This is a genomic window from Frigoriflavimonas asaccharolytica (genome assembly GCF_013294015.1).
Taxonomy (GTDB): Bacteria; Bacteroidota; Bacteroidia; order Flavobacteriales; family Weeksellaceae; genus Frigoriflavimonas; species Frigoriflavimonas asaccharolytica.
In genome coordinates, this window is the sequence record NZ_JABSNO010000004.1 from 153,017 (window position 1) to 176,966 (window position 23,950).

Below are 23,950 nucleotides of genomic sequence, written 5' to 3' on the forward strand. Positions count from 1 at the left end.
TTATAAAGTAGATTATTTTGTAAAGAATGCTTCTATTTACAAATTGTAAAACATTCTAAGCAGTTTTAACTAAAATTGCAATCAAATCTTGCAAAACTTTTTGTGACACAAAACTCATAAAATCTTTTCGTTCTAAATGTGGCAAAAATAATCTGAAGGTTTGCTCAAAATCTTTTACTCTAATGGAATAAAAAACAGTTCCAATTTCACTATTAAATTCATCAGAATTTGGACCGGCAACTCCAGTGGTAGAAAGTGCGATATCAGTTTGAAATAAATTCATCAAACCGAAACTCATTTCTTGTGCTACTTCTTCAGAAACAACGGTTTTAGATTTTATCGTTTCTGCCAAAACGCCCAGAATCTTAATTTTTTGTTGATAATCGTAAGGAATAATACTTGCCACGAAATATTGCGAAGCACCAGAAACAGAAGATATTAATTGAGATAATGCGCCTCCTGTACAAGATTCTGCCACAGAAAGGCTGAGATTTTTTTCTATTAATAAATCATGCAATATATCTTCTATGCCTTCATAATTGGTAGCAATTACTTTTCCTTTGATGATGGGTAAAACTTTATCAACTTCAATTTGTAGTTCATTTTTAATTTTAGCTAAATCAAAACCTACGTTTGTTAATTTCAATTTTACTCTGTTTGCTATCGGCAAGTAAGAAAGCGTAATTGGTTTTGGCAATTGATCTTCCCAAGATGAAATATCTTTAGCCAACAAACTTTCCGGATATTCTACTACAGAAATAATGCGTGTCTCTATAAATGGTAAATCAAATTTCTCCTGCAGAAAAGGAATTATTTGATTTTTCATGAAGGGCTTTACTTCAAATGGAACGCCAGGTAGACAAATCGCTATTTTACCATTCTCCTCCACCATTTGGCAAGGCGCGGTGCCATTAAAATTTTGAAGAATGGTCGCTTTAGATAAAACTACAGCTTGGTCTTTATTTAAATCTACTAATGATTCCCGGTTTCTTTTGGTTAAAAGTTGCTTCAAATGCTCAAAAGTTACCTCATCTAAAACCAGTTCATCATTAAAAAATTCCTTAAAAGCGATTTTTGTTTTATCATCTCTTGTTGGTCCAAGTCCGCCAGTTGTAATTACTAGATCTGCAACTTCAAAAGCAGATTTCATGGTCTTTTTTATAGTTTCGATCTCGTCAGAAATTGTAAAAATCTGCACGGTTTTAATTCCAATATTCTTTAGTTTTTCTGCGATGTAGGTAGAATTGGTATCTACTGTATTTCCGGAAAGGATTTCGTCTCCGATGGTGATTAGCGCTGCTTGCATTTAAGTAAAATATTTTGGCAAAGGTATTTAGAATATTATCATTAAAAAATCTGCTTTAGAAAAAGTTATCAATTAAGTATGAATAAATTTTTCTGTTTAAAATTATCGTATATTTACTTTCATTCGAATTTAAAAAATAATATTATTATGAAGTTTGAAATTAATCAAGAGGTAATGGAATTAAAGTCTGGTAAAAGATGTATTATTCTCGCAACCAAAGATCAAAAAGGAAAGAAAAATAGAGAAGCTTTGGACAATAGCGAAGTTTTTCCGGACGATCATAAAGATTATATGATTGCTATCAAGGTTTCTGAAAAAGAACTCGGCCAAGAAATGCATGTGGATGAGCACCAATTGTTTGCATTGTAAAGAGATTTGAAATCATTATAAAACAGAGCTCGTAATATTATATTGTGAGCTCTGTTATTTTAAAAAGGATATATTTACTTCTGCTCCACCCAAATTAAATTCTCAATCTCAAAACCCAAAGATTTCGCTTTCGATAGGAATCTTTGTTTATAACTTTCGGGTAAAGTTTTTTCTCGAGATAAAATCCACATATAATCTTTGTTGTTTCCTACTACCAAAGCATATTTATAATCTTCATCGATATCAATTACGTTGTACGATGCCCAAATTGGTTTAAAGAAAGAAACTTTTAATTCTGCAATATTTGGATTTTTTACAAATTTTGCTTCACCAATAGATTCTTTCCATTCATTCTTTACATAATCGTAACCTCGGTTTTCAACTTTTATATTTCCATTTTCTTTTTTAGAATAAGTTGCAGTGACTTGATTCAGATTCTTTTCAAAACGGAAATCGAAGCGGGCAATTTCATACCATTTGCCTAGATATTTGTTCGAGTCAAAATTTGAAACAGCTGTTGCACCTTTTGGAAGACCTGTAGCGCAGGAATTTAAAATTAATAAGAAGGAAACGCTTAATCCTAATGCTAAAGATATTTTATTTAAATTTTTCATATCATCTCTTTTAAATTTCAAAAATATGTTGCTTTGTGAAAGCAATTGATTTATAATTTTTTTGTAAAGTTTTGGTATCTAAACCTGTAAATTCACTAAATGCAGGTAATATTAACTGATTTTTAGAATAAGCAAAACATGGCAATTTCAATTTTTCTTTATGCGTTCCAAAAACCACACCTGGATGAATATGTCCTGAAATAGAATAATAATTTTGATCTACATTTGGCTCGTGGATAAATACAAATGAACCCATCACTAATTCTTTTTCTACCAAATCTATACAGTGTTCTTCGTAAAAAGCTTTCTTAATTCTATCGTGATTTCCTTTAATTAATGTTAATTTTAAATCACAAAATTTCTTTCGCCACTCACAAAATATATCTAAATCGCCGTTTTTTCCGGCATGAAACAAATCGCCAACTATCAATAGGTGCTGAACATCAAAATGTGCTATTAATTTTTCTAAATTTTTTAAATCTTTTTCTAAAATTCCACCCGGAATTGCAATTCCATTTTTTCTAAAATGTGCAGATTTTCCAACATGTAAATCACTAAAAATTAAAGTTTGTTCTTTCTCCCAATAAATGGCGCGCAAATTTGTGAATATTAGCTTTTCACCGTGAATTTCTTTTTCTAAAACCTGAATCATTTATTATTTTTCTTAAACTTCTTCTTCATACTCGCTTCTTGTAATCTTCTTATTCTATCTCCCAAGTCTTCATTACTCATAGATTGTCGTAAACTATCTACTTTGATGGGAAAACTTAAAGGCGTGAATGCGTTTGCAAATTTGAGGATTAATTTTGACTTTTCTATCCTGGAAAATGCTTCCCACAATCTCGCCTCATCTATCTGCTGATTAAACACCTCAGAATAAGCTTGTTTAAATAATAAATTTTCCGAATCATATTCTTCTAAAACATTAAATATTAAAGCTGCAGACGATTGCAAACTGCGATTGCTTTTCTGTTTGCCTGGATAACTTTGGATCACCATACCAGAAATTACAGCAATATCCCGAAATTTTCGGCGCGCCATTTCTGTAGCATTTATGGAACTTTCTATATCTCGCAATAAATTATCTTTACTTAATATATCTGCTAAAATACCATCATCAATAGGAATTTGCGTAGCGCTGAATAATTCAAAACCATAATCATTCATCGCCATAGAAAAAGATAACTGCTCGTATTTACTTAACCGGAAAGCCATCAATGCAGCCATCACTTCATGCACCAATCTGCCTTCAAATGGATAGAAAAATAAATGGTAACCCTCTCGCGTGTGAATTAGTTCCACCAAAAATTCATCTTCTTTCGGAATAACAGATCGCTCTTCTTGATTAGCTAATAAAGGATGAAGAAATGTCAATTCCTTTTCTGAAGTTTTAGCTTGAAGTGCATCAGAAAGTTTCATTCTCAAAAATCTGCCAAGATGGGAACTCATTGGTAATCTGCCACCTACATAACTTGGAACTCGTGCTTTTCCTTTTCCGCCACGCACAAAGACTGTCATTTCTTTTATGTGAACTACGTCTAAAACGCGACCAGCCAAAATAAATTTATCGTCTTTATTCAATTTTGTAATGAAATATTCTTCCACCATTCCGATATAACCTCCACTTATAAATTTCACTTTTAGCATGGCATCGCTCACAATTACACCAATATTCATCCTATGGTGCATCGCAATTCTGCGGTTAGTCACTTTATAAATTCCGTCTTCAATAATAACTTTATGAAACTCTTCATAATTTTTGAAAGCGCCACCACCAATCGTTATAAATTGCAAAATTGAAGTCCATTCTGCTTCTGTAATTAAACTAAAAGCAAAGGTTTTTTTTATTTGAGGAAAAGTTTCAATCGGATCAAAACCTTCGCCAATTGCTAATGTAACCAGATATTGAACCAAAACATCAAACGTCATCACCATCGGAACTCTCGGTTCTATCACATTTTGTTTTACGGCTTCTTTTAAAGCGGCAACTTCTATTAATTCTAAAGAATGCGTGGGAACAAAATAGATTTTCGAGGTTTCAAAAGGTGAATGTCCACTTCTTCCTGCCCGTTGTAAAAACCTAGCAACACCTTTGCTAGAGCCAATTTGAATAACTGTATCCACAGGTTTGAAATCTACACCCAAATCTAAAGACGAAGTAGAAACAACAGCTTTTAAATAACCAGAACTTAAATTTTCTTCGATCCAAATTCGTAAATCTTTATCAATAGAACTATGGTGAATGGCAATTTGTCCGGCGAAATCTGGATGATGGCTCAACAATAATTGATACCACATTTCTGCCTGACTTCTGGTATTGGTAAATACAATGGTCGTTTTACTTTCGAGAATTATCGGTGTTACTTTATCTACCAATTTTCCACCCAAATGTCCTGCCCAAGGTAAAATTTCTACCTCATCTGGAAAAACAGATTGTATTTCTATTTTCTTTTTTTCTTTGGCGACAACTTTTGTTTTCTTTAAATCATATGGAATTAAAACTTCCAAGGCTTCATCTAAATTACCGATGGTCGCCGTAATTCCCCAGATTTTTAATTTCTTTTGATAACTTAATAATCTGCTTAAACTTAACTCTACTAAAACCCCACGTTTACTTCCTAAAAGTTCGTGCCATTCATCTATGGCAACACATTTTAAATTTTTGAAAAATCGTTGGTGATTTTTTTGCCCTAAAAGTAAATGCACTGTTTCTGGCGTTACCAAAAGTATGTCTGGCATTTTTCTCAATTGTTTTGCCTTTTCGGAAACGGGTGTATCGCCATTTCGTACACCAACCGTCCAATCAAGACCAATTTCTGCGATGGCTTCTGCCATAGCTTTGGCAATATCTTTAGCTAAAGCACGAAGCGGCGTAATCCACAATAATTTTAAGCCGTCTTTGTATTGTGTGGGATTATTTAAAAAATCTGCAATTACTGCAATAAAAACTGAATACGTTTTTCCAAAACCTGTTGGTGCAATCACCATTCCGCTGTAACCACGGCTGTACTTTTCCCAAGTTTTCAATTGAAATTCAAATGGCGAGAACGTTTTTTCCGCCAACCAATTGTGGATGATTTTGTAACCCTCGGAATTTTGAAAATCTGCCATTTAAGTAATTAATTTTTTTACTTCTTCAATATCGTCTATTTCGTCCACTTTTTTATCTCGTCGCCATCTTTTTATTCTTGGAAAACGCAAGGCTACTCCACTTTTGTGACGTTTGCTAAATCCTATTCCTTCAAAGGCAATTTCGAAAACCAATTCGGCTTTTACAGTTCGTACCGGTCCAAATTTTTCTAAAGAATTTTTGGTTACAAATCGGCTAACTTCCATTATTTCCTTATCCGTTAATCCAGAATAAGCCTTTGCAATGGTTACCAATTTATCTTCTTGTTTCACGGCAAAAGTGTAATCTGTGTAAAATCCGCTTCTTCTACCACTACCTTTTTGGGCATAAATTAAAACTGCGTCAATCGTTAATGGATCCACTTTCCATTTCCACCAATCGCCTTTTTTTCTGCCAGAATGGTATTTAGAAGTTTTTTGTTTTAGCATTAAACCTTCGGAATTATTATCTCTTGATGATTCTCTAGCTTCGGCTAATTCTTCCCAATTTTTTGCGATAACTATTGGCGGAATTTTAATATTATCAACCGGATTTTTCTCTATTAAATTTTCCAAATGAAGTCTTCTTTCTTCTAAATCTGCTTCCCGCAAATCCTTCCCATCCAATTCTAAAATATCATACACAAAAGTTTGAATAGGAATTTCCTGCATCATTTTTTTTGTAATGGTTTTCCTGTTTAAACGCTGCTGCAAAACACTAAAATTTAAAACTTGATCATCCAAAACTGCTAAAATTTCGCCGTCTAAAACAAAATCTCCTGGCATTTTTCCGAAAGCTTCAACTAATTCTGGAAATTGCGCATTCACTAATTCTTCTCCGCGAGACCAAATAAAAACCTCATCATTTCTTTTAATAAATTGTCCGCGAATTCCGTCCCATTTGTATTCCGCTTGCCAATCTTGAACATCGCCTAATTCTTCTGGCGTTTTTTCTAAAGGATAAGCGAGGCAAAACGGATAGGGTTTAGAATTGTCTGCATTGATGTTTTCACCCGAAATTAATTCCGAAAAATTTGTTTCAGAAACTTCCCATTTTCCCATTATACTGTGCATCAATGCACTAGATTCTTGTCCAGAATATTTTGCAATAGCATTTATAAGTATTTTTTTAGAAACTCCAATACGAAAACTTCCGCCAATTAATTTATTAAAAATAAAGCGTTCTGTGTTTTCTAATCCGTTCCAACTTTCTAAAACGTATCCTTTTTTTTCTCCTTCAGAAGCATTTTTTAATGCCAATAATTCATCCAACCACTGATTGAGAGATTTTTCAATTTTATGTTCTGGTACAGGTAAAATTAAAGATAAAGTTTCGCCTAAATCTCCAACTGCAGAATAACTTTCTAAGAAAAGCCATTCTGGTAAACCTGTGATTTCATATGCCCAATCTTTTAATAAATTAGAATTTACGGGTCTTTTCGGACGTTTTCCGGTGAATAAAGCAAGAAACCACAATTTATCTTTATCGTCTGCAATCTCTAAATAATGTACGATTGCATCTATTTTTGCAGTCGTTTTGTTGCTACTTTCTACAGCGGAAATGAGCTCGGCAAAGTGTTTCATAGCTCTTCAGTTTTTTCAGTTTCTTTAGAAGCTTCTTCTTCATCACCAAATTTGGTATTCACCTCGAAAGCATTGATGCCAATTTCATTCAAATATTTTGTAAAAACCGCAATTTGTCCGTGCGTTACATGTACTTTTTCTGCGCCCGTTGCTTTTATGGTATCCAAAAGTCCGTTCCAATCTGCATGATCAGAAATGGCAAAACCTGCATCGGCAGATTTCCAACGGCGAGAACCGCGAATTTGCATCCAGCCAGAACAAAAAGCTGTAGCGCGATTTGGAATTTTTCGTATCATATTTGAATCTGACAAAGCTGGCGGAACGATTACAATTTCTCCTTTTACTTTTTTCACATCTTCGTGAAAGTCTAAGACCTCATAATCTGGCAAATCTATTCCCACACTTTCTATAGCTTCGTTTAACCTACCGATTGAAGAATGTACATACACTTTCCCTGCACCTTCTACAGATTTTAAAATCCGCTGTGCTTTTCCTAAAGAGTAGCCAATGAAAACCGAAGTTTTGTCTTGACTTTTATTTAAAGCAATCCAGTTTTGCATCTGTTCAGAATATTGTTGCGGTGTCAACCAATTATAAATGGGCAAACCGAAAGTAGATTCAGTGATAAATTCATGGCATTTTACCAATTCAAAAGGGGTAGAAATTCCATCGTCTTGAACTTTATAATCGCCCGTAAAAACGGTGACATAACCTTTGTATTCCATTCGGATTTGAGAAGAACCCACGATATGACCCGCAGGATGAAAACTGACTTTTACACCATTAATCATCAGAGGTTCGTTGTATCCCACACTTTGACACTCAATATCTTCACCAATTCTAATCTTTAAAATCGGTTTTGTAAAATGATGGCAAAGGTATTTTTTCATGCCCCATTTCGCATGATCTCCGTGACCATGAGTAATTACAGCTAAATCTACTGGTCTCCACGGATCTAAATAAAATTTTCCCGGGATGCAATAGATGCCTTTAGTTGTGAATTTAATTAAATTCATAATTTATCTTCCAAATTTGAAATATTCTGTGAGTGCATGTTTTTTATTTTTTAAAAATGCGGATGCCATATCCATTCCAGTTACAGAAAATGTGATTCCATTTCCACCAAAACCTAGAACAAAATAGGAATTAGGATATTTTTCATGAGTTCCTATATAGGGCAAACCATCTTTAGTTTCGCCAAATGTTCCTGCCCACGTAAAGTCTGTGTAAAATTTAAAATCAGGCTGCAATTTTTTTAAAATCTTTAAAATTTCCTTCTCTTTTTTTTCTAACAATCGATCTCTTTTGGCAGGATCTCTAAAATCTTCGTCTCCACCGCCAATTAAAAGCCTGTTATCATCGGTAGTTCTCATATAAATATACGGACTATCTGTATTCCAGAAAAGTGTATTTTCAAAATGATGCAATTTTTCTGGATTCACTTCACTGCTTATTGCAAAAGTGCTCATCAGATTTACGAATTTTTCTTTAATCAAATTCGTGCTTTCATAACCTACACAATAGATAATTTTCTTTGCTTTGATTTTATAATTTTCTGTAGTCGTAAGAATATTGAAACCTTTTTTATGTTGAACAGATTTCATTTCTGTTTTATCATAAATTTTCAAGCCTTTCTTCTGGCTAAATTCTAAAAGTTCATGCGCCAATTTAAAAGCATCAACACTCGCTCCTTGCTTTGAAAGAATGCCCCCAAAAGTATTTTTTAAATTATATTTTTTAAGAATTTGGTCTGCTTCTAGCCATTTCACGGCAAAACCTGCATTTTTGCGAGCTTCAAATTCTGTTTTCAGCCAAGAAACATCTTCCTTTTTTGAGGCAAAAAATAGCGACTCTTTTCTGGTAAAACCAGCTTCGGATTTTAGATTTTTACAAATTTTTTCTAGTTCATCTATAGAATCGGAACAAGCTTTGTAGGCCAAAACTGCGCCTTCTTTTCCAATTTGCTCTTCTAGTTCATACAATGGAACATCAATTTCATATTGCAGCATAGAAGTAGTTGCGGAAGTGCTTCCGTTGCAAATTTCTCTTTTATCTATCAAAATTGTTTTATGACCTTCATTTATCATTTGATATGCCAACAAACTACCCGTAATTCCACCACCAACGATAAGAATTTCGCATTCTGCATCTTCTTTTAATGATGGATAAGAATTGATAATTCCATTTTTTACCAGCCAAAAAGGTTCGTTTGATTTTAAATCCATTTTTTAAAATTTTTAACGAATTTAGATAAATAATTAATCCAAAAATTAAAATTAATAAATTTTATAAAAATCAAAATTAATGTTGTAAACAGAGAAAATTTATAACTACTACTTTTGTTAGTGTAAGATAATCACCCAATTATTAATTAAATTTTTAAACAAAAGATATGTCCAAAGAAAATTTAGATAAAGAAAAAGCGATAGCAAAACTGAAAGAACTATCTGAAAAAGCAAAAATTTGTATGTTTTGTAGTGAACTGAATCAGATTCCACAGAATTCTAGACCAATGAGCATCCAGGAATGTGATGAACAAGGAAATCTTTGGTTTTTGAGCAATTCTACAAGCAACAAAAATTTCGAAATTCAAGAAGATAATCGTGTTCAATTATACTTTATGAGTAATGACGATTACGAATATCTTTCCATTTTCGGAAAAGCATACATATATAAGGATAAGGAAACTATCGAAGAGCAATGGTCACAAATGGCTAATGCTTGGTTTGATGGAAAAGATGATCCAGAAGTTTCTGTAATCCGTGTAACTCCAGAAGAAAACTATTATTGGGATACCAAAGCGGGCAAATTTGTAAGCATGCTTCACTTTATCTCAACTGCAATTTCTGGTGGTAAATCAGACGGAGACGACGGTGTAGAAGGAAATTTAACTGTTAAATAATTATTAATTAAAAATAAAAAATATGAAACCTGATTTAGGAATAAGCGTGAAGAATTTGAAATCTGTAAACGAAATTTTAAATAACGTATTGGCAGATGGAAACATTTTGTACATTAAATTGAGAAAATTTCATTGGAATCTTTCCGGTGACAACTTTATGGAATTGCATGAATTGTTTGAAGCACAATATGATGCTGTTGCAGAAGCAGTAGACTTGGTGGCAGAGAGAATAAGTACACTTGGTGGAGAAGCTATTGGAACTGCTGTAGAATTTGCAAAATACTCGCAGCTAAAAGAAACTCCAGGAAAAGTACCAAATAACCAAGGAATGTTGAAAGAATTGGTAGGTGATCATGAAACTATCGTGAAAACTTTGAGAGAAAAACTAGATGAATGCGAAGAGAAATATGGCGATGCAGGAACCGCAGATTTCTTAAATGGATTGATGCAAGAGCATGAAAAAATGGCTTGGAAATTGAGAAAATTCTTCAAAGAAGAAACTGCAACGAAGTCTAAGTAAAATTTAAATTTCACAAAAAAATCGCTTTCAGCAATGAGAGCGATTTTTTTGTGGTTTTTTTTTAAAGTATTGGTATTTTTAAATTATAAATACTGTATGTAACCTTTGTTACAATTTTTGATTATAAATATAGCTATTTTTGAAGTACAATACTTAAAATGAAGCTTTCTATAAAAATAATCGCTCTACTATTCTTTTCATTACAATGGATTTCTATTTCTGCGCAAGTTGATACTTCTCAGATTAAAAAACACATTGAAGTTTTATCTTCAGATTCTATGGAAGGCAGACTTGTAGGTTCTACTGGTGAAAAATTAGCCTCAGAATATATTTCAAATTACTTTCAAGAATTAAATCTTACTCCTTTTACGAATAATGATTTTATCAATTATTTTTCATTTAATTATAATTCAAACCCTCATGGAAATGGCACAAATTCCAACACCATAACGGGAAGAAATGTTGTGGCATTTTTGGATAATGAAGCAAAATATACTTTTGTAATTGGAGCGCATTATGATCATTTAGGTTTAAATGAATATAATTTATCTACCGACTCGAAAGGAAAAGGGCAAATTCATAATGGTGCAGATGATAATGCTTCTGGAGTTTCTGCCGTTTTAGAATTGGCTAATATGTATAGCAAAAACAATATAAAAGAACACGTCAACTTTATTTTTGTATGCTTTTCTGGAGAAGAATTGGGATTGATGGGATCTAAATCTATCGCAGAAATAATTAAAAAAGAATATCCCAACAGTTCATTGATGCTCAACTTTGATATGATTGGAAGAATGGATTCTACAAATTCTCTAAATATTGGAGGAATTGGAACTTCTCCAAATTTCACGATAACAATTAACGAAAATAAACCCGATAATTTTCAACTTACGCTAGATGAAAGTGGAACAGGACCTTCAGATCACACCTCTTTTTACACCAATGGAATTCCGGTTTTATTTTTACACACAGGTTTACATCTTGATTATCATAAACCTACAGATGATGCCGATAAAATAAATTTCAAAAAAACAGCTGAAATAGTAGATTTTGCAAAATCTGTAATAGATGATTTAGCACTAAATCCTGAATTGCCATTTCTACAAACCAAATTAAAATCTACAGAAAATATTTCTTCATTTAAAGTTACTCTCGGAATTTTTCCCGATTACACAGATTATGGAGATGGATTGCACATACAAGAAGTGATAGAAAATAGAACAGCAGAAAAATACGGTTTGCAAAAAGGAGACATCATTACAAAAATTCATAAAACAGACATTACAGATGTTTATACTTATATGAAAGCATTATCTACTTTGAAAAAAGATCAATTTTACAAATTAAAATTCATTAGAAATAAGAAAAACCAAACCATCAATATAAAATTTTAAACCATGAATAAATTTCTATTCCCTTTTCTATTTGCAATAGGAATCTTTACTATAAATGCTCAAACAGCACCATTTGAAATTTCATTAGAGCCAATAAGCATTACCAATTTGGGAGGAATACAATCTTTTTCTTTCGGACAAGCCAATGGAAAATGGCTTTTGGTTGGTGGTAGATTAGACGGACTTCACATAAGACAACCTTTTGCAGCTTTTGATATTGCCGGACATAATAATCAGCTTATAGTAGTAGATCCTGTTTCTCAACAAAAATGGTCTGCACCTTTAACTTCTTTATCCACCGCAATTCAAGAGCAATTAAGCTCCACAAATATGCAATTTTTTCAAGATGGAGATTATCTATATTGCGTTGGTGGATATGGTTATAGTGCAACTCTTGGAAATCATACCACTTTTGATAGATTAACCGTAATAAAAGTTGCAGACGTTATCAATGCCATTATAAACAACACCAGTTTTTCAACATCTATTAGACAAATTACTGATTCTCAATTTCAAGTAACTGGAGGAAGGTTAAAGAAAATTGGAAGTATTTATCATCTTTTAGGTGGTCAAAAATTTATTGGAAGATACAATCCAATGGGACCAAATAATGGACCTGGTTTTATTCAAGAATACACCAATAACATTAGAAAATTCACCATTACAGACAATGGAACCAATATTACCATCAATCATCTTACCGCTTATACAGACGCAGTAAATTTGCATAGAAGAGATTATAATGCAGAACCGCAAATTTTGCCAAATGGAAATGAAGGAATAACTATGTTTTCAGGAGTTTTTCAAACTACAGCAGATTTGCCTTTTCTAAATTCTGTAACGGTAGATTCTAACGGTTATGCTGTTAATAATACTTTCCAGCAATATTACAACCATTACCACTGCCCAGTTTTACCAATCTATTCTGAATTAAATAATGAAATGCACACCGTTTTTTTTGGTGGAATTGCGCAATTTTATGATAATGCCGGAACTCTGGTTCAAGACAATAATGTTCCATTTGTAAATACAATTGCAAGAGTAACTACAGATAGCAGTGGAAATATGGCAGAATATAAATTGCCAATTGTGATGCCTTCACTTTTAGGATCTGGAGCAGAATTTATTCCGAATTTAAATTTACCTCATTTCAATAATGAAGTTTTCAAATTGGATAATGTACCTACAACAAATACTTTGATAGGTTATATTTTTGGTGGAATAAGCAGTACACCTCCAAATATATTTTTTGTAAATGATGGCACACAAAGTACTTCAAACAATCAAATTTTCAAGGTTTTTATTAAAAAATCTTCTCCATTATCTGTAGATGAATTGAATCAATCTAGTACCAACAATCTAAATTTAATGATTTACCCAAATCCAAATGATGGTATTCTCAACATTACATTCAACTTAATTAAAAATGAAAATGTTACGTTAACAATTCATGATATAAAAGGTTCTCTTGTTGATAAAATAGAGCTAAAAAATTGGAAAATTGGAAAAAATAATTTTCAAAAAGAAATAGATAATCTTAAAGGTGGAAATGTATATCTCATTTCACTTGAAACACCAACTGAAAAAATTACTCATAAATTAATAGTAGGAAATAGAATGCACAAATAGCAGAATTTCTTTTAAATAAAAAATCGCTTTCAATTACGAGAGCGATTTTTTTTGATTTAAAAATCCATTACATTTTTGCTGTTAATTCTTGGTAAGCTGCACTGATGCTTCTTTCTATCCCATCTCCTTGCCAATCTGGAGCACCAGGAATTGTGGTGGTAGATTTTAGAATATCTTCTTTAGATTTTCCTTTTGCGATTTCAGATTTTGTATACGTGAGCAATTTTTCTAAATAATTTTGAAAAGCCAAAATATCATTTTTATTGCCAGTAATTTTCCCTTCTTCTCTGCTGTGTCCGAAAATAAACAGCGTATCATTATCATAATATTTTCTGACATTTTCTAAAACGGAAATCCAACTTTCGATGTTTGCGCCATTATCCTTATCAATGTAGGGAAACCTTTTATTAAAAACTAAATCTCCAACATGAGCTACATTGGCATTTTGGAAATGAAAAACACAGTCTCCGTTTGTATGAGCTGCACCAAAATATTTTCCAACAATTTTTTCTTTACCCAATTTTGCCTTCCATTTTTTTTCAAAAGTAATATTTGGTAACAATTGCTCATCCATTTTTCCTGCTTTCTCTGCAGCTTTGGTTTGATTGATAAGTGAATTTGTATGCGCTACAACATTTTCTGCAAGACCTTTGAAAGAAATATTTCCACCGGTATGGTCTCCATGATGATGTGTATTTATTAAAAATTTAAAAGGATTGTCCTTCAATTTTTTAAGTTCAGCAATTACATGTTCAGCATTTTTTGGAAATTGAGTATCTACGACTGCGAAACCATCTGGAGAATTGAGCCACGCAATAGTTCCACCAGATTCTGTGAAAATACCTACATCATTTCTCAATAATTTAAATTGAAACTGATTTTTCAAGATTGAAAGATCTTTTGCGAATAGCGAACTTTGATCAAATGCCAAAAGTGCCATTGCTAGACTGCTATTTCTAAGGAAGGTTTTTCTATCCATTTCTAAGTATTAAAATTAATGAATATGCTTTTCTGCGTGATAGGAAGACCTTACCAAAGGAGAACTTTCTATATGACGAAAGCCTAAATCTGTTGCAAATGCTTTATATTCCTCAAATTCTTCTAAAGGAATAAATCTTTTTACGGGTAAGTGATTTTTTGAAGGTTGCAAATATTGCCCAATCGTGATTACATCTACATTTGCATTTCTGATGTCTTCTATCGTTTGCAAAACTTCAGATTTTTCTTCACCCAATCCTAGCATCAAACCTGTTTTTGTACGTTTTTGTCCGGCAGATTTAAGATAATTAAGAACTTCCAAACTGCGTTCATATTTCGCTTGAATTCTTACTTCTCTTGTCAATCTTTTTACAGTTTCCATATTGTGAGAAATTACTTCTGGAGCTACTTCTATCAAACGATCTATATGTTTGGTAATTCCTTGAAAATCTGGAATTAACGTTTCCATCGTGGTTCCGGGCGAAATTCTACGAACTGCATTTACGGTTTCTGCCCACAGAATGGAACCCATATCTTTGATATCGTCTCTATCTACGGAAGTTAAAACAGCATGCTTTATCTTCATTAATTTTATAGAGCGAGCAACTTTTTCTGGTTCATCCCAATTTACATCTTCAGGCTTACCAGTTTTTACACCACAAAATCCGCAACTTCTAGTACAGACGTTACCTAATATCATAAATGTGGCCGTTCCAGCTCCCCAACATTCACCCATATTTGGGCAAGATCCACTTTGGCAAATGGTGTTGAGTTTATATTTATCTACCAAAGAACGCAATTCGCGGTAATTCTTTCCTGTCGGAAGTTTTACACGAATCCATTTTGGTTTTTGTAAAGTATTTGGTGTAAGGGTTTCTATCATTAAATGAAAATAATTGTAAAATAAATTTCTTTTTGAGAACGTAAACAAAAATACGAATAAAGTTTTAAAGTAACTTCTAATTAAATACTAAAACCTAAAAGTCGTGATAGTTGTTATCTTTCAAAAGTTGGGCAAGAACTTTCTTTGCGCGCATAATTCTCACTTTTGTATTAGAAATAGAAATACCCAATTCTTCAGAAATTTCTTTAATGCTTTTTTCTTCGTAAAACCTTAATTTAATTATTGATTGATAGTTCGAATCCAAAGATTCTACAATTTTTAAAAACTTCCGATGGTCTTCATCAGAAATCAACAATTCTTCTGGCGACTGTGCAAAAGTATTTTCTACATCTTCTAGATGGTCTGTAGATGTTTCGTTGGAGCGAGCGTTTTTTCGCCAAAAATCTATGATTGTATTTTGAGCAATGGTTAAAATCCAAGTTTTAAACTCGAAATTGGGATCATATAGATCTATTTTACTTAAAACTTTGGCAAAAACTGAAACCGTGATTTCATCTGCAAGATTTTTATCTCGCACTTTTTTTAAGGTAAAAGAAAACACATCAATCCAATAGATATTGATTAATTTTGTTTGCGCTTTTTGATTTTTTTCTTTCGCAAGTTGTACCAGAGCAAGCAATTCTTTTTTTTGCATCATTAAATTTACAAATTAATTAATTGCCTTGAAAACAAAATCTTCTAAAAACTGCGAAGTAAAATCTTGGGTTTCCCCTCTCTCAAAATCTGTGAGTTTCGGTAGATTGTGACAAAAATATTCTTGATGATGAGCAGTTTCTATCATTGTGCTGCTCAAAGATTTTGGATATTTATATTGCGGATTGTACTCTAAAATAATGCTAGCAATATTTTTGCACAAATCTTTGTATGGCTTGAAAACCTCATCCTTGTTGATTTCTACAACGTTTTTTACGAGATATACTTTACTACTTTCTGAAATTACGATCTGATGCAAAAGCCGTTTGTCGTAATCTAAAACACCATCGCTTTCCGGCAATTTGTGTGTGAGAATTTGTATTATTTTTTGAATTTTGAGTTTCGGATCGTTTAAGTTTTGGGTTTGATAATCCAAATAAAAATCTATAAAAAACCAATAATAAGTAATAATGAAGAGTAGAAGTTTATTTTTATTTTCAAAATATCTATATACAGTTGCTTCTGTAGTTCCTACTTCTTGAGCTAATTTTTTAAAATTAAAAGATTCTAAACCAATATCCGCAATTAACTCTATACTTTTTTTAATGATGCGTTTGCCCAGATCGCTATTTTCTGGATTTTTTAAATATATAGATGTATTGATATTAAAAGAAAGTTTGAAATCCATTGATTTTAATTTACTGCAAAGTTAAAATTTTTAAAGCAAATATGAGTAAATATATTATAAAATTAATTAAAACAACTACTAACAATAGCAATACTATTATTAATAAATTAATTACTATATTTGCACAAATAAATAATTAATGATACTAAATAAAAGATTCTGGAAATTGGTGAATTTGGATAAATCTGACATCGGATCTATTTATTTTTACGCTATCATCAATGGGCTTCTTCAATTGAGTGTTCCTCTTGGCATACAAGCTATTATTGGCTTTGTACTCGGTGCTAGAATGGTGGTTTCTATTTATATATTAATCGCTTTGGTTTGTTTAGGTGTTTTTTTAGCAGGTGTAATGCAGATTAATCAACTTAAAATAATAGAAAGCATCAAGCAGAAAATTTTTACCAGATATGCTTTTGAATTTGTAGATAAAATCCCAAAGTTTGATCTTTACAAAACTGATCAATACTATCTACCAGAGCAAGTAAACCGCTTTTTTGATACCATTAATCTTCAAAAAGGTTTTGCAAAATTACTACTTGATATTCCAACAGCACTTACCCAAATTTTGTTTGGCTTTATTTTGCTTTCCTTCTACAATCCCTTATTTCTTACCTCAGGTTTAGTTTTATTAATCATAATCTCTTTTACAATTTACTTTTCTAGCAAAACAGGTTTAGAAACTAGCTTGCAAGAAAGCAGCTCAAAATACGCCGTAGTTTCTTGGCTAGAATCTGTTGCGAAATCTATTATTACCTTCAAATTTTCCAATAAAAACCAACTAGAAGTTCAGAAGACGGATACCTTGGTTGTAGATTATTTGAATAAAAAAACAAGCCATTTCAAAGTTTTATTATTTCAGTACAAAACCATGGTTGGTTTCCAAGTAATCATTACAGCTTCTTTACTTACAATTGGAGTTTACTTATTAATTGATCAACAGATAAATATTGGCGAATTTATAGCGGCAGAGATTGTAATTTTGAGCATCATAGCTTCTGTAAAAAAAATAATTATTAATCTTGATTCCGTTTACGATGTACAAACTGCCTTGGAAAAACTTGCTTATGTAACAGAAAAACCGACAGAAATTGCTGGTAAGATAGAATTTAATAGCGATGAAATGGAAATCCAAATGACGGATTTTGGATTTGCTCACCCAGACTCACGTGCTTTATTTAAAGATATAGAATTGCACATTCCAGCGAAATCTTTGGTATGTGTAGTAGGAAACGAAAACTCTGGAAAATCTACATTTTTAAAACTCTTAAGTGCTTGTTATACAGAATTTTCTGGCAATATTTTGTACAATCACATACCAATTAATAATTATAATTTATCATCATTACGAGATAATATCCAATATTATCAAGATACTGGAGAGATATTTTCAGGAACTATTTTTGAAAACATATCAATGGGGAAAGAATATATCAGCGAAACGGATATCATTAAAAAAGCAGAATTGATAGGGTTTTCTAAATTCTTAAAAGATTTTGGAGCTGGATTTCAAACCAGAACAGAATCAGAAGGAAAAAGATTTTCAAACAATGCTGCACAGAAAATTTTATTACTAAGAGCCATCACCCCAAATTCTAGTTTATTAATAATGGAAGAACCATGGGGAAAACTAGACCCAAAGTACAAAAATTCTATAATTGAATTTTTATTACAGGAAAAAAAGCACAAAACAATCATCATTGCTACTGACGACAAAGAATTTGCAGCAAAATGTGACTATAGAATCGAGGTGAAAGACGGAAATTTACAATTGAATTAATTATGCAAGATTTAAAATCTTTTCCTACTATATATAGATACAACTACAAAAGCAAAGTAAGATTTTGGTTTTGGGGTATTCTACTATTTTTAGGATTACTAATGTTTTTGCCATGGACGCAAAATATAAAAGCTGAAGGAAAAATAACCACACCTTCTCAAGATCAAAGACCACAGGAAATTAACTCTCCAATTCCGGGGAAAATTGTAAAATGGTACGTAAATGAAGGAGATTTTGTGAAAAAAGGAGATACAATTTTAAAGATTTCTGAAGTAAAAGAAGAGTATCTGGATCCCAATTTGGTGAATAGAACACAGCAACAAGTTGATGCAAAAAAAGGTGCAATCAACTATTATCAGGGGAAAATATCTACATCTGGCTCCCAAATCTCTGCATTAAATGAAGGTAGAGCTTTAAAAATTTCTCAAATTGATAACAAAATAAATCAATTAGAAAATAAATTGAAAGCAGAAAAAGCGGAATTAAGTGCAATAAAAAATGAGCTAGAGTTAGCTGAAGATCAATACAACAGACAACAGAAAATGTTTGCCGAAGGTCTAGTTTCTCAAACGCAATTGCAAGAGCGAAATTTAAAATACCAAAATGTATTGTCTAAAAAAATAATGATGGACAATAAATTGGCGCAAACCAACCAAGAATTTACCAATTTACGGCTAGAGCAAAATTCTGTTTCCCAAGATTATTCGGAAAAGATAAGCAAAGCGCAGGGAGATCAATATGAAAGTTATACACAAATAGAATCTGGAAAAGGTGAGGTTGCAAAATTGGAAAACAAAGTAAGTAACTACACCATTAGAAATGGGCTCTACATCATTACAGCTCCACAAGATGGACAAATAGTACAAGCCAAAAAATCTGGAATTGGGGAAATTTTAAAAGAAGGAGAACAACTAATGGTCATCGTTCCTACAATTAAAGATTACGCGGTAGAAATGTACATAGACCCGCTGGATTTACCTCTGATAGAAGTTGGACAAAAAGTAAGATTTGTGTTCGATGGTTTTCCTGCGCTTGTTTTTAGTGGTTGGCCAGATGGCAGTTACGGTACTTTTGGTGGTACAATAATCGCGTATGAAAATACCATCAGCCCAAATGGAAAATTTCGAACTTTGGTGGTGCCAGATAAAGAAGATCAAAAATGGCCAAACCAACTAAGAATTGGCGGAGGAGCTAGTGGAATTGCTCTACTGAAAAATGTACCGATTTGGTATGAAATATGGCGAAACATCAATGGTTTTCCACCAGATTATTACAAAACCTACACGAAAGAAACTGCAATTAAAGAAAAATAATATGATAAAAAAACTTATTTATTTCTTTTTTGTTTGGATAAATATTTTGTGCTTTTCACAAAAAAATCTGAGTACGTTGAGTACAGAAGAATTTCTGAATATTGTGAAAACCTATCATCCTGTAGTTTTGCAAGCCAACATCAATGTAGAAAAATCTGATGCAGAAATAATGGCTGCAAAAGGAAATTTTGATCCAAAATTTAATCTCTACAAAGCGGAAAAAAGATTTAACAACACCAATTATTACAATGAATTTTCTTCTGAAATTTCTATACCAACTTGGTTTGGAGTAGATGTATATGCTGGAGCTCAAAACCTTACAGGAGAAAAATTGAACAATAGCGAAACTGAAGATAAAAGTACCTATTTGGGTATCAATATTCCACTTGCGAAAAATTTATTGATGGATAAAAGACGCGCATACCTAAAACAAGCGAAACTATTTCGGCAAATGAGCGAGATTGAACAAAATGCAATCATTAATGATATTTTGTATGAGGGAGTTTCCGCATATTATGACTGGAGCAGTGCTTACCAAAATTATTTAATTGCAGAAGAAATTTTGAAAAATGCCCAATTGCGTATAAATTTCATTCAAAAATCTTATAATTTGGGCGAAAAACCGGCAATTGATATTGTTGAAGCAAACACACAATTGCAAAGTTTTCAAATTTTGAGAAATGAAAAATTATTAAAATTCCAAAACGCGGGATTAGAATTGACCAATTTTTTATGGCTGAAAAATAATACACCTTATCAAATAACAGAAAATATAATCCCAAAATTAGAATTTGAAGAAGATAAAAACCGTTTAGATTTTAATGTGAATTTGGATGATTTGCTAAAACAAGCGCAAGAAAACAACCCAAACTTTCTAATTTATGATCAGAAATTAAAATCTCTGGATATAGAAAGACGTTTGAAATTTCAAGATCTTTTGCCAAAAATAGATTTCAGCTATAATTTTATGAACAAAGGATTTGGAACGCAAAATTATTTTTCTGAAAACCCACTTTTTCAAAATAATTTTCAATATGGTCTGAAGGTAGAATTTCCTATTTTCTTTCGTGAAGGTAGAGCAAACTACAAAATTGCAAAATTAAAAATCTCTGAAACGCAATTGCAACAAACTCAAAAAGGGCAAGAAATAGCGGTGAAAATAAAAAGTTATTTTAATGAATATAAAATCTTGAAAGAACAAATCACTTTACAAAATGAAATAATTATTAATTATAAAAAATTATTGCGTGCGGAGGAAATTCGCTTTCAAAATGGAGAGAGTTCTTTATTTTTAATCAATTCCAGAGAAAATAAGTTGTTTGAAGGTTTGGAAAAAATTAATTTTTTAAATTTTAAATATTTAGAATCTATTTATAAATTATATTGGAGCGCCGGAATATTAAGATAAAATAAATTACTATTTTATCATTAAATTTGTTTTATATATAGCGATATGAAATATTTTTCCCTTGGATTTTTGTTCTTTGTCCAAATTTTCTTCTCCCAGAATTTTTCTAATGTTGATACTTTAAAAGGAAGCGACACAAAATTTCGAAATTTTTGGAATGTAACTAAGTATGAATTGACGGTAGAACCTGATTTTGAAAATAAAACAGTTTCTGGGAGCAATGTTATTTCATGGGAAATTACGAAAGATATAGAAAACCCTACATTTCAGATAGATTTGCAACAGCCAATGCAATTTAAAATGATTGGTAAAGAAAATTGGAATATTAAACGTGACGGAGATTTCATCTTTGTTTATGCAAAGGAAAAATTTAAAAAGGGAGACAAAGGTTTATTTAGCATAAAATATTCTGGAAATCCAACCATTGCCAACAATGCACCTTGGGACGGAGGTTGGGTTTTTGAAAAAGATAAAAATGGAAATCCTTGGATGAGCGTGGCACAAGAAGGAATTGGAGTTTCCGTTTGGTTGCCTACAAAAGATATTTGGAATGATGAGCCAGAAAATGGAATAAAAATGACCATTATTTCACCAAAAGATTTGATGGGAATTGGGAATGGAAAGCTGATTTCTAATGAGATAAAAAATGAAAAACGCATAAGTATTTGGGAAGTCAAAAACGCTATCAATCCTTATTCCATCGTTCCTAATATTGGAAAATACGTGCATTTTGGAGAAAAACATCAAGGAGAAAAAGGAAATTTAGATCTAGACTATTGGGTTTTAGATTACAATCTAGAAAAGGCAAAAAAACAATTCGCACAAGTGAAACCAATGATGAAGGCCTTTGAATATTGGTTTGGGCCGTATCCTTTCTACGAAGATTCCTACAAATTGGTAGAAAGTCCCTATTTGGGAATGGAGCATCAAAGCAATGTAGCATACGGAAATGGTTTTAAAAATGGATATTTAGGAAGAGATTTATCTGGAACTGGAGTTGGCTTACAATGGGATTTTATCATCATACATGAAAGTGGACACGAATGGTTTGCGAATAATATAACCGCAAAAGATCAAGCAGACATGTGGATTCACGAAAGTTTTACCTGCTATTCTGAAACACTTTTTACTGAAAATTATTTAGACAAAAATTCTGCTGATACTTATTTGCAAGGTTTGCGTAGAAATATTCAAAATGACAAACCCATTATTGGTAAATATGGCGTGCGGAATGAAGGAAGTGGAGATATGTATTATAAAGGTGCAAATATGCTCCACACCATTCGCCAGATTATCAATGATGATGAGAAATTTCGAGAGATTTTGCGCGGTTTAAATATGGATTTTTATCATCAAACAGTAACCACAAAAACAATCGAAAATTATATTTCTATAAAATCAGGAATTGATTTTTCCACCGTTTTTGACCAATATTTGAGAACTACAAAAATTCCTACGTTGGTTTATTATCAAGATGGTAAAACGCTAAATTTTAAATTTGAAAATGCTGTCGAAAATTTGAATTTGCCAATTACTATTGATGAAAAAACGAGCATTAAACCTACAAAAAATTGGCAAACGGTAACTCTTTCTTCACAAAAACCTGTGGTTTGGGATAAGAATTATTATGTGACGTTTTTTGATATAAAAAATAAATTCTAATTATTTCCGCAATAGCGAAATACGGAAAGTTGTTCCTCTTCCAAGATCAGATTCTACGATTTTTATCACGCCTTTGTGGTATTCTTCTATCACTCTTTTTGCAAGGCTCAAACCTAAACCCCAACCTCTTTTTTTGGTAGAATATCCTGGTTTGAAAACACTTCTCGCCAATTTTCTCGGCATTCCACTTCCAGTATCTTTTATATCCAGCGTGATGTATTTGTTTCTTTCGCTAAGGTAGATATCCAAAATACCATCGCCTTTCATAGCATCCACAGCATTTTTCACCATATTTTCTATTACCCAATTTAGTAGAATTCTATTGTGCGGAATGAGCACATCTTCGTTTGGAAGATTCAAAATAAATTGCACTTTCGTAGAAATTCTTTTCTTTAAATAATCGAAATTTTGCTGCAACGTTTCCGTCAGATTCATATCATTTAATTCTGGGACAGAACCAATTTTAGAAAATCTTTCGGAGATGGTTTTCAATCTTTCTACATCCTTTTCTATTTCGCCAGCTGCTTCAGATTGATCGTTTTCCATCCGCATTATTTCTATCCAACCTATCATAGAAGACAATGGCGTACCAATCTGATGCGCCGTTTCTTTTGCCAAACCTGCCCAGAGAAAACCTTCGTCCGTTTTTTTTACCGTACGCAGAAACCAGAAAGAAAAAATGAAATAAGATAATATAACCAAGCCCAAAAAATACGGGGAATAGCGGAGATTATTCAATAATTTTGAATTATCGTAATACACAAATTGATTGTTGCCATCTGGAAATTTAAGTTCAATCGGTGGATAAATTGCTGATAGATTTTTTGCTATTGATTTTATCTCAACATCAGAATATTCATTACCGTCTGGCAAATTTTTATATTCAATAACATCTCCATTTTTATCTAACAAAATTATAGGTATAGAATTATTGCTTTCATACACTTGTTTTATTAATTCAAGAACAGAAGAATCTGGTGATTGTATATCTTGCTGAATTTTTATAGCATTGGCCAATAATTCTATGCGTTTTACCTCTTCTTTTCTTAAATAATTTATAAAAAAACTAGAAGCAATTGTAAGAGAACTCACAATTACGGTGATTAACAAGAAAATAAACCAATTATTTATTCGGGAAAGTAGCGGTCTTGCTTTCAA

General features: G+C 32.1%; 21 protein-coding genes. 9 read left to right on the plus strand and 12 right to left on the minus strand.

All coding sequences use genetic code 11. From position 1 onward, the window contains the following. Positions 1-55 precede the first annotated feature (55 nt). Positions 56-1,306, minus strand: a complete 1,251-nt coding sequence (locus HNQ03_RS04040) for a CinA family nicotinamide mononucleotide deamidase-related protein (protein ID WP_173778378.1) — start codon at positions 1,304-1,306, stop codon at positions 56-58. 147 nt (positions 1,307-1,453) lie between these two features. On the opposite strand from HNQ03_RS04040, the gene HNQ03_RS04045 reads away from it, so the two are divergent. Beyond that, positions 1,454-1,675, plus strand: coding sequence for a hypothetical protein (locus tag HNQ03_RS04045; protein WP_173778379.1), 222 nt, complete (start codon positions 1,454-1,456; stop codon positions 1,673-1,675). A gap of 74 nt (positions 1,676-1,749) precedes the next feature. On the opposite strand, the gene HNQ03_RS04050 is transcribed toward HNQ03_RS04045, so the two are convergent. The 6 genes from HNQ03_RS04050 to HNQ03_RS04075 are packed head-to-tail and all read right to left on the minus strand — an operon-like array spanning position 1,750 to position 9,206. Further along, entirely contained in the window at positions 1,750-2,289 is a 540-nt protein-coding gene (locus HNQ03_RS04050) for a lipocalin family protein (RefSeq protein WP_173778380.1), read from the minus strand. 10 nt (positions 2,290-2,299) lie between these two features. After that, a complete protein-coding gene (gene pdeM, locus HNQ03_RS04055) occupies positions 2,300-2,941 on the minus strand; it encodes a ligase-associated DNA damage response endonuclease PdeM (protein ID WP_173778381.1) in 642 nt (213 codons plus the stop codon). After that, positions 2,938-5,400, minus strand: a complete 2,463-nt coding sequence (locus HNQ03_RS04060; protein ID WP_173778382.1) for a ligase-associated DNA damage response DEXH box helicase — start codon at positions 5,398-5,400, stop codon at positions 2,938-2,940. The genes pdeM and HNQ03_RS04060 overlap by 4 nt, the downstream gene beginning before the upstream one ends. Next, a complete protein-coding gene (locus HNQ03_RS04065) occupies positions 5,401-6,981 on the minus strand; it encodes an ATP-dependent DNA ligase (RefSeq protein WP_173778383.1) in 1,581 nt (526 codons plus the stop codon). It abuts the gene before it with no gap. Continuing rightward, a complete protein-coding gene (locus HNQ03_RS04070) occupies positions 6,978-7,997 on the minus strand; it encodes a ligase-associated DNA damage response exonuclease (protein WP_173778384.1) in 1,020 nt (339 codons plus the stop codon). The genes HNQ03_RS04065 and HNQ03_RS04070 overlap by 4 nt, the downstream gene beginning before the upstream one ends. A 3-nt stretch (positions 7,998-8,000) precedes the next feature. Continuing rightward, entirely contained in the window at positions 8,001-9,206 is a 1,206-nt protein-coding gene (locus HNQ03_RS04075) for an NAD(P)/FAD-dependent oxidoreductase (RefSeq protein WP_173778385.1), read from the minus strand. Positions 9,207-9,373: 167 nt separating this feature from the next. Between HNQ03_RS04075 and HNQ03_RS04080 the strand changes: the two genes are divergently transcribed. The 4 genes from HNQ03_RS04080 (at position 9,374) to HNQ03_RS04095 (ending at position 13,426) form a co-directional block, all read left to right on the plus strand. Continuing rightward, positions 9,374-9,883 carry a pyridoxamine 5'-phosphate oxidase family protein gene (locus HNQ03_RS04080; protein ID WP_173778386.1) on the plus strand — a complete coding sequence of 170 codons (510 nt, stop codon included), beginning with the start codon at positions 9,374-9,376 and terminating at the stop codon, positions 9,881-9,883. 22 nt (positions 9,884-9,905) lie between these two features. Beyond that, a complete protein-coding gene (locus HNQ03_RS04085) occupies positions 9,906-10,403 on the plus strand; it encodes a Dps family protein (RefSeq protein ID WP_173778387.1) in 498 nt (165 codons plus the stop codon). A 158-nt stretch (positions 10,404-10,561) separates the two neighbouring features. Beyond that, on the plus strand, positions 10,562-11,797 hold the full coding sequence (locus HNQ03_RS04090; protein ID WP_173778388.1) for a M20/M25/M40 family metallo-hydrolase: 1,236 nt from the start codon (positions 10,562-10,564) through the stop codon (positions 11,795-11,797). Between the two features lie 3 nt (positions 11,798-11,800). Continuing rightward, a complete protein-coding gene (locus HNQ03_RS04095; RefSeq protein ID WP_173778389.1) occupies positions 11,801-13,426 on the plus strand; it encodes a T9SS type A sorting domain-containing protein in 1,626 nt (541 codons plus the stop codon). Between the two features lie 67 nt (positions 13,427-13,493). On the opposite strand, the gene HNQ03_RS04100 is transcribed toward HNQ03_RS04095, so the two are convergent. From HNQ03_RS04100 to HNQ03_RS04115, 4 genes are all read right to left on the minus strand, one after another. Further along, positions 13,494-14,405, minus strand: a complete 912-nt coding sequence (locus HNQ03_RS04100; RefSeq protein ID WP_173778390.1) for an MBL fold metallo-hydrolase — start codon at positions 14,403-14,405, stop codon at positions 13,494-13,496. A 15-nt stretch (positions 14,406-14,420) separates the two neighbouring features. Further along, positions 14,421-15,287: a lipoyl synthase gene (gene lipA / locus HNQ03_RS04105; RefSeq protein WP_173778391.1), complete on the minus strand. Its 867-nt coding sequence runs from the start codon at positions 15,285-15,287 to the stop codon at positions 14,421-14,423. Positions 15,288-15,381: 94 nt separating this feature from the next. Next, positions 15,382-15,942 carry an RNA polymerase sigma factor gene (locus HNQ03_RS04110; protein ID WP_173778419.1) on the minus strand — a complete coding sequence of 187 codons (561 nt, stop codon included), beginning with the start codon at positions 15,940-15,942 and terminating at the stop codon, positions 15,382-15,384. 15 nt (positions 15,943-15,957) lie between these two features. Then, entirely contained in the window at positions 15,958-16,629 is a 672-nt protein-coding gene (locus tag HNQ03_RS04115; RefSeq protein ID WP_173778392.1) for a TetR/AcrR family transcriptional regulator, read from the minus strand. Positions 16,630-16,768: 139 nt separating this feature from the next. Between HNQ03_RS04115 and HNQ03_RS04120 the strand changes: the two genes are divergently transcribed. The 4 genes from HNQ03_RS04120 (at position 16,769) to HNQ03_RS04135 (ending at position 22,792) form a co-directional block, all read left to right on the plus strand. Next, positions 16,769-18,409 carry a peptidase domain-containing ABC transporter gene (locus HNQ03_RS04120; RefSeq protein WP_173778393.1) on the plus strand — a complete coding sequence of 547 codons (1,641 nt, stop codon included), beginning with the start codon at positions 16,769-16,771 and terminating at the stop codon, positions 18,407-18,409. 2 nt (positions 18,410-18,411) lie between these two features. Further along, on the plus strand, positions 18,412-19,722 hold the full coding sequence (locus tag HNQ03_RS04125) for an HlyD family secretion protein (protein WP_173778394.1): 1,311 nt from the start codon (positions 18,412-18,414) through the stop codon (positions 19,720-19,722). A gap of 76 nt (positions 19,723-19,798) precedes the next feature. Further along, the gene (locus tag HNQ03_RS04130) at positions 19,799-21,130 is read left to right on the plus strand and encodes a TolC family protein (RefSeq protein ID WP_173778395.1); all 1,332 of its coding nucleotides are present in this window, start codon (positions 19,799-19,801) and stop codon (positions 21,128-21,130) included. Between the two features lie 45 nt (positions 21,131-21,175). Further along, complete coding sequence (locus HNQ03_RS04135; RefSeq protein WP_173778396.1) at positions 21,176-22,792, plus strand: M1 family metallopeptidase; 1,617 nt, start codon at positions 21,176-21,178, stop codon at positions 22,790-22,792. Here HNQ03_RS04135 and HNQ03_RS04140 read toward each other — a convergent pair whose 3' ends face one another. Beyond that, the gene (locus HNQ03_RS04140; protein ID WP_173778397.1) at positions 22,793-23,950 is read right to left on the minus strand and encodes a sensor histidine kinase; all 1,158 of its coding nucleotides are present in this window, start codon (positions 23,948-23,950) and stop codon (positions 22,793-22,795) included. It abuts the gene before it with no gap.

Excerpts from the sequence above, each read along its gene's own strand:
- HNQ03_RS04090 (WP_173778388.1), top strand. The coding sequence starts at position 10,562 with ATGAAGCTTTCTATAAAAATAATCGCTCTACTATTCTTTTCATTACAA.
- HNQ03_RS04085 (WP_173778387.1), top strand. The coding sequence starts at position 9,906 with ATGAAACCTGATTTAGGAATAAGCGTGAAGAATTTGAAATCTGTAAAC.
- HNQ03_RS04125 (WP_173778394.1), top strand. The coding sequence starts at position 18,412 with ATGCAAGATTTAAAATCTTTTCCTACTATATATAGATACAACTACAAA.
- HNQ03_RS04075 (WP_173778385.1), bottom strand. The coding sequence starts at position 9,206 with ATGGATTTAAAATCAAACGAACCTTTTTGGCTGGTAAAAAATGGAATT.
- HNQ03_RS04110 (WP_173778419.1), bottom strand. The coding sequence starts at position 15,942 with ATGCAAAAAAAAGAATTGCTTGCTCTGGTACAACTTGCGAAAGAAAAA.
- HNQ03_RS04115 (WP_173778392.1), bottom strand. The coding sequence starts at position 16,629 with ATGGATTTCAAACTTTCTTTTAATATCAATACATCTATATATTTAAAA.
- pdeM (WP_173778381.1), bottom strand. The coding sequence starts at position 2,941 with ATGATTCAGGTTTTAGAAAAAGAAATTCACGGTGAAAAGCTAATATTC.
- HNQ03_RS04050 (WP_173778380.1), bottom strand. The coding sequence starts at position 2,289 with ATGAAAAATTTAAATAAAATATCTTTAGCATTAGGATTAAGCGTTTCC.
- HNQ03_RS04100 (WP_173778390.1), bottom strand. The coding sequence starts at position 14,405 with ATGGATAGAAAAACCTTCCTTAGAAATAGCAGTCTAGCAATGGCACTT.
- HNQ03_RS04120 (WP_173778393.1), top strand. The coding sequence starts at position 16,769 with ATGATACTAAATAAAAGATTCTGGAAATTGGTGAATTTGGATAAATCT.
- HNQ03_RS04070 (WP_173778384.1), bottom strand. The coding sequence starts at position 7,997 with ATGAATTTAATTAAATTCACAACTAAAGGCATCTATTGCATCCCGGGA.
- HNQ03_RS04045 (WP_173778379.1), top strand. The coding sequence starts at position 1,454 with ATGAAGTTTGAAATTAATCAAGAGGTAATGGAATTAAAGTCTGGTAAA.
- lipA (WP_173778391.1), bottom strand. The coding sequence starts at position 15,287 with ATGATAGAAACCCTTACACCAAATACTTTACAAAAACCAAAATGGATT.
- HNQ03_RS04080 (WP_173778386.1), top strand. The coding sequence starts at position 9,374 with ATGTCCAAAGAAAATTTAGATAAAGAAAAAGCGATAGCAAAACTGAAA.
- HNQ03_RS04065 (WP_173778383.1), bottom strand. The coding sequence starts at position 6,981 with ATGAAACACTTTGCCGAGCTCATTTCCGCTGTAGAAAGTAGCAACAAA.
- HNQ03_RS04040 (WP_173778378.1), bottom strand. The coding sequence starts at position 1,306 with ATGCAAGCAGCGCTAATCACCATCGGAGACGAAATCCTTTCCGGAAAT.
- HNQ03_RS04135 (WP_173778396.1), top strand. The coding sequence starts at position 21,176 with ATGAAATATTTTTCCCTTGGATTTTTGTTCTTTGTCCAAATTTTCTTC.
- HNQ03_RS04060 (WP_173778382.1), bottom strand. The coding sequence starts at position 5,400 with ATGGCAGATTTTCAAAATTCCGAGGGTTACAAAATCATCCACAATTGG.
- HNQ03_RS04095 (WP_173778389.1), top strand. The coding sequence starts at position 11,801 with ATGAATAAATTTCTATTCCCTTTTCTATTTGCAATAGGAATCTTTACT.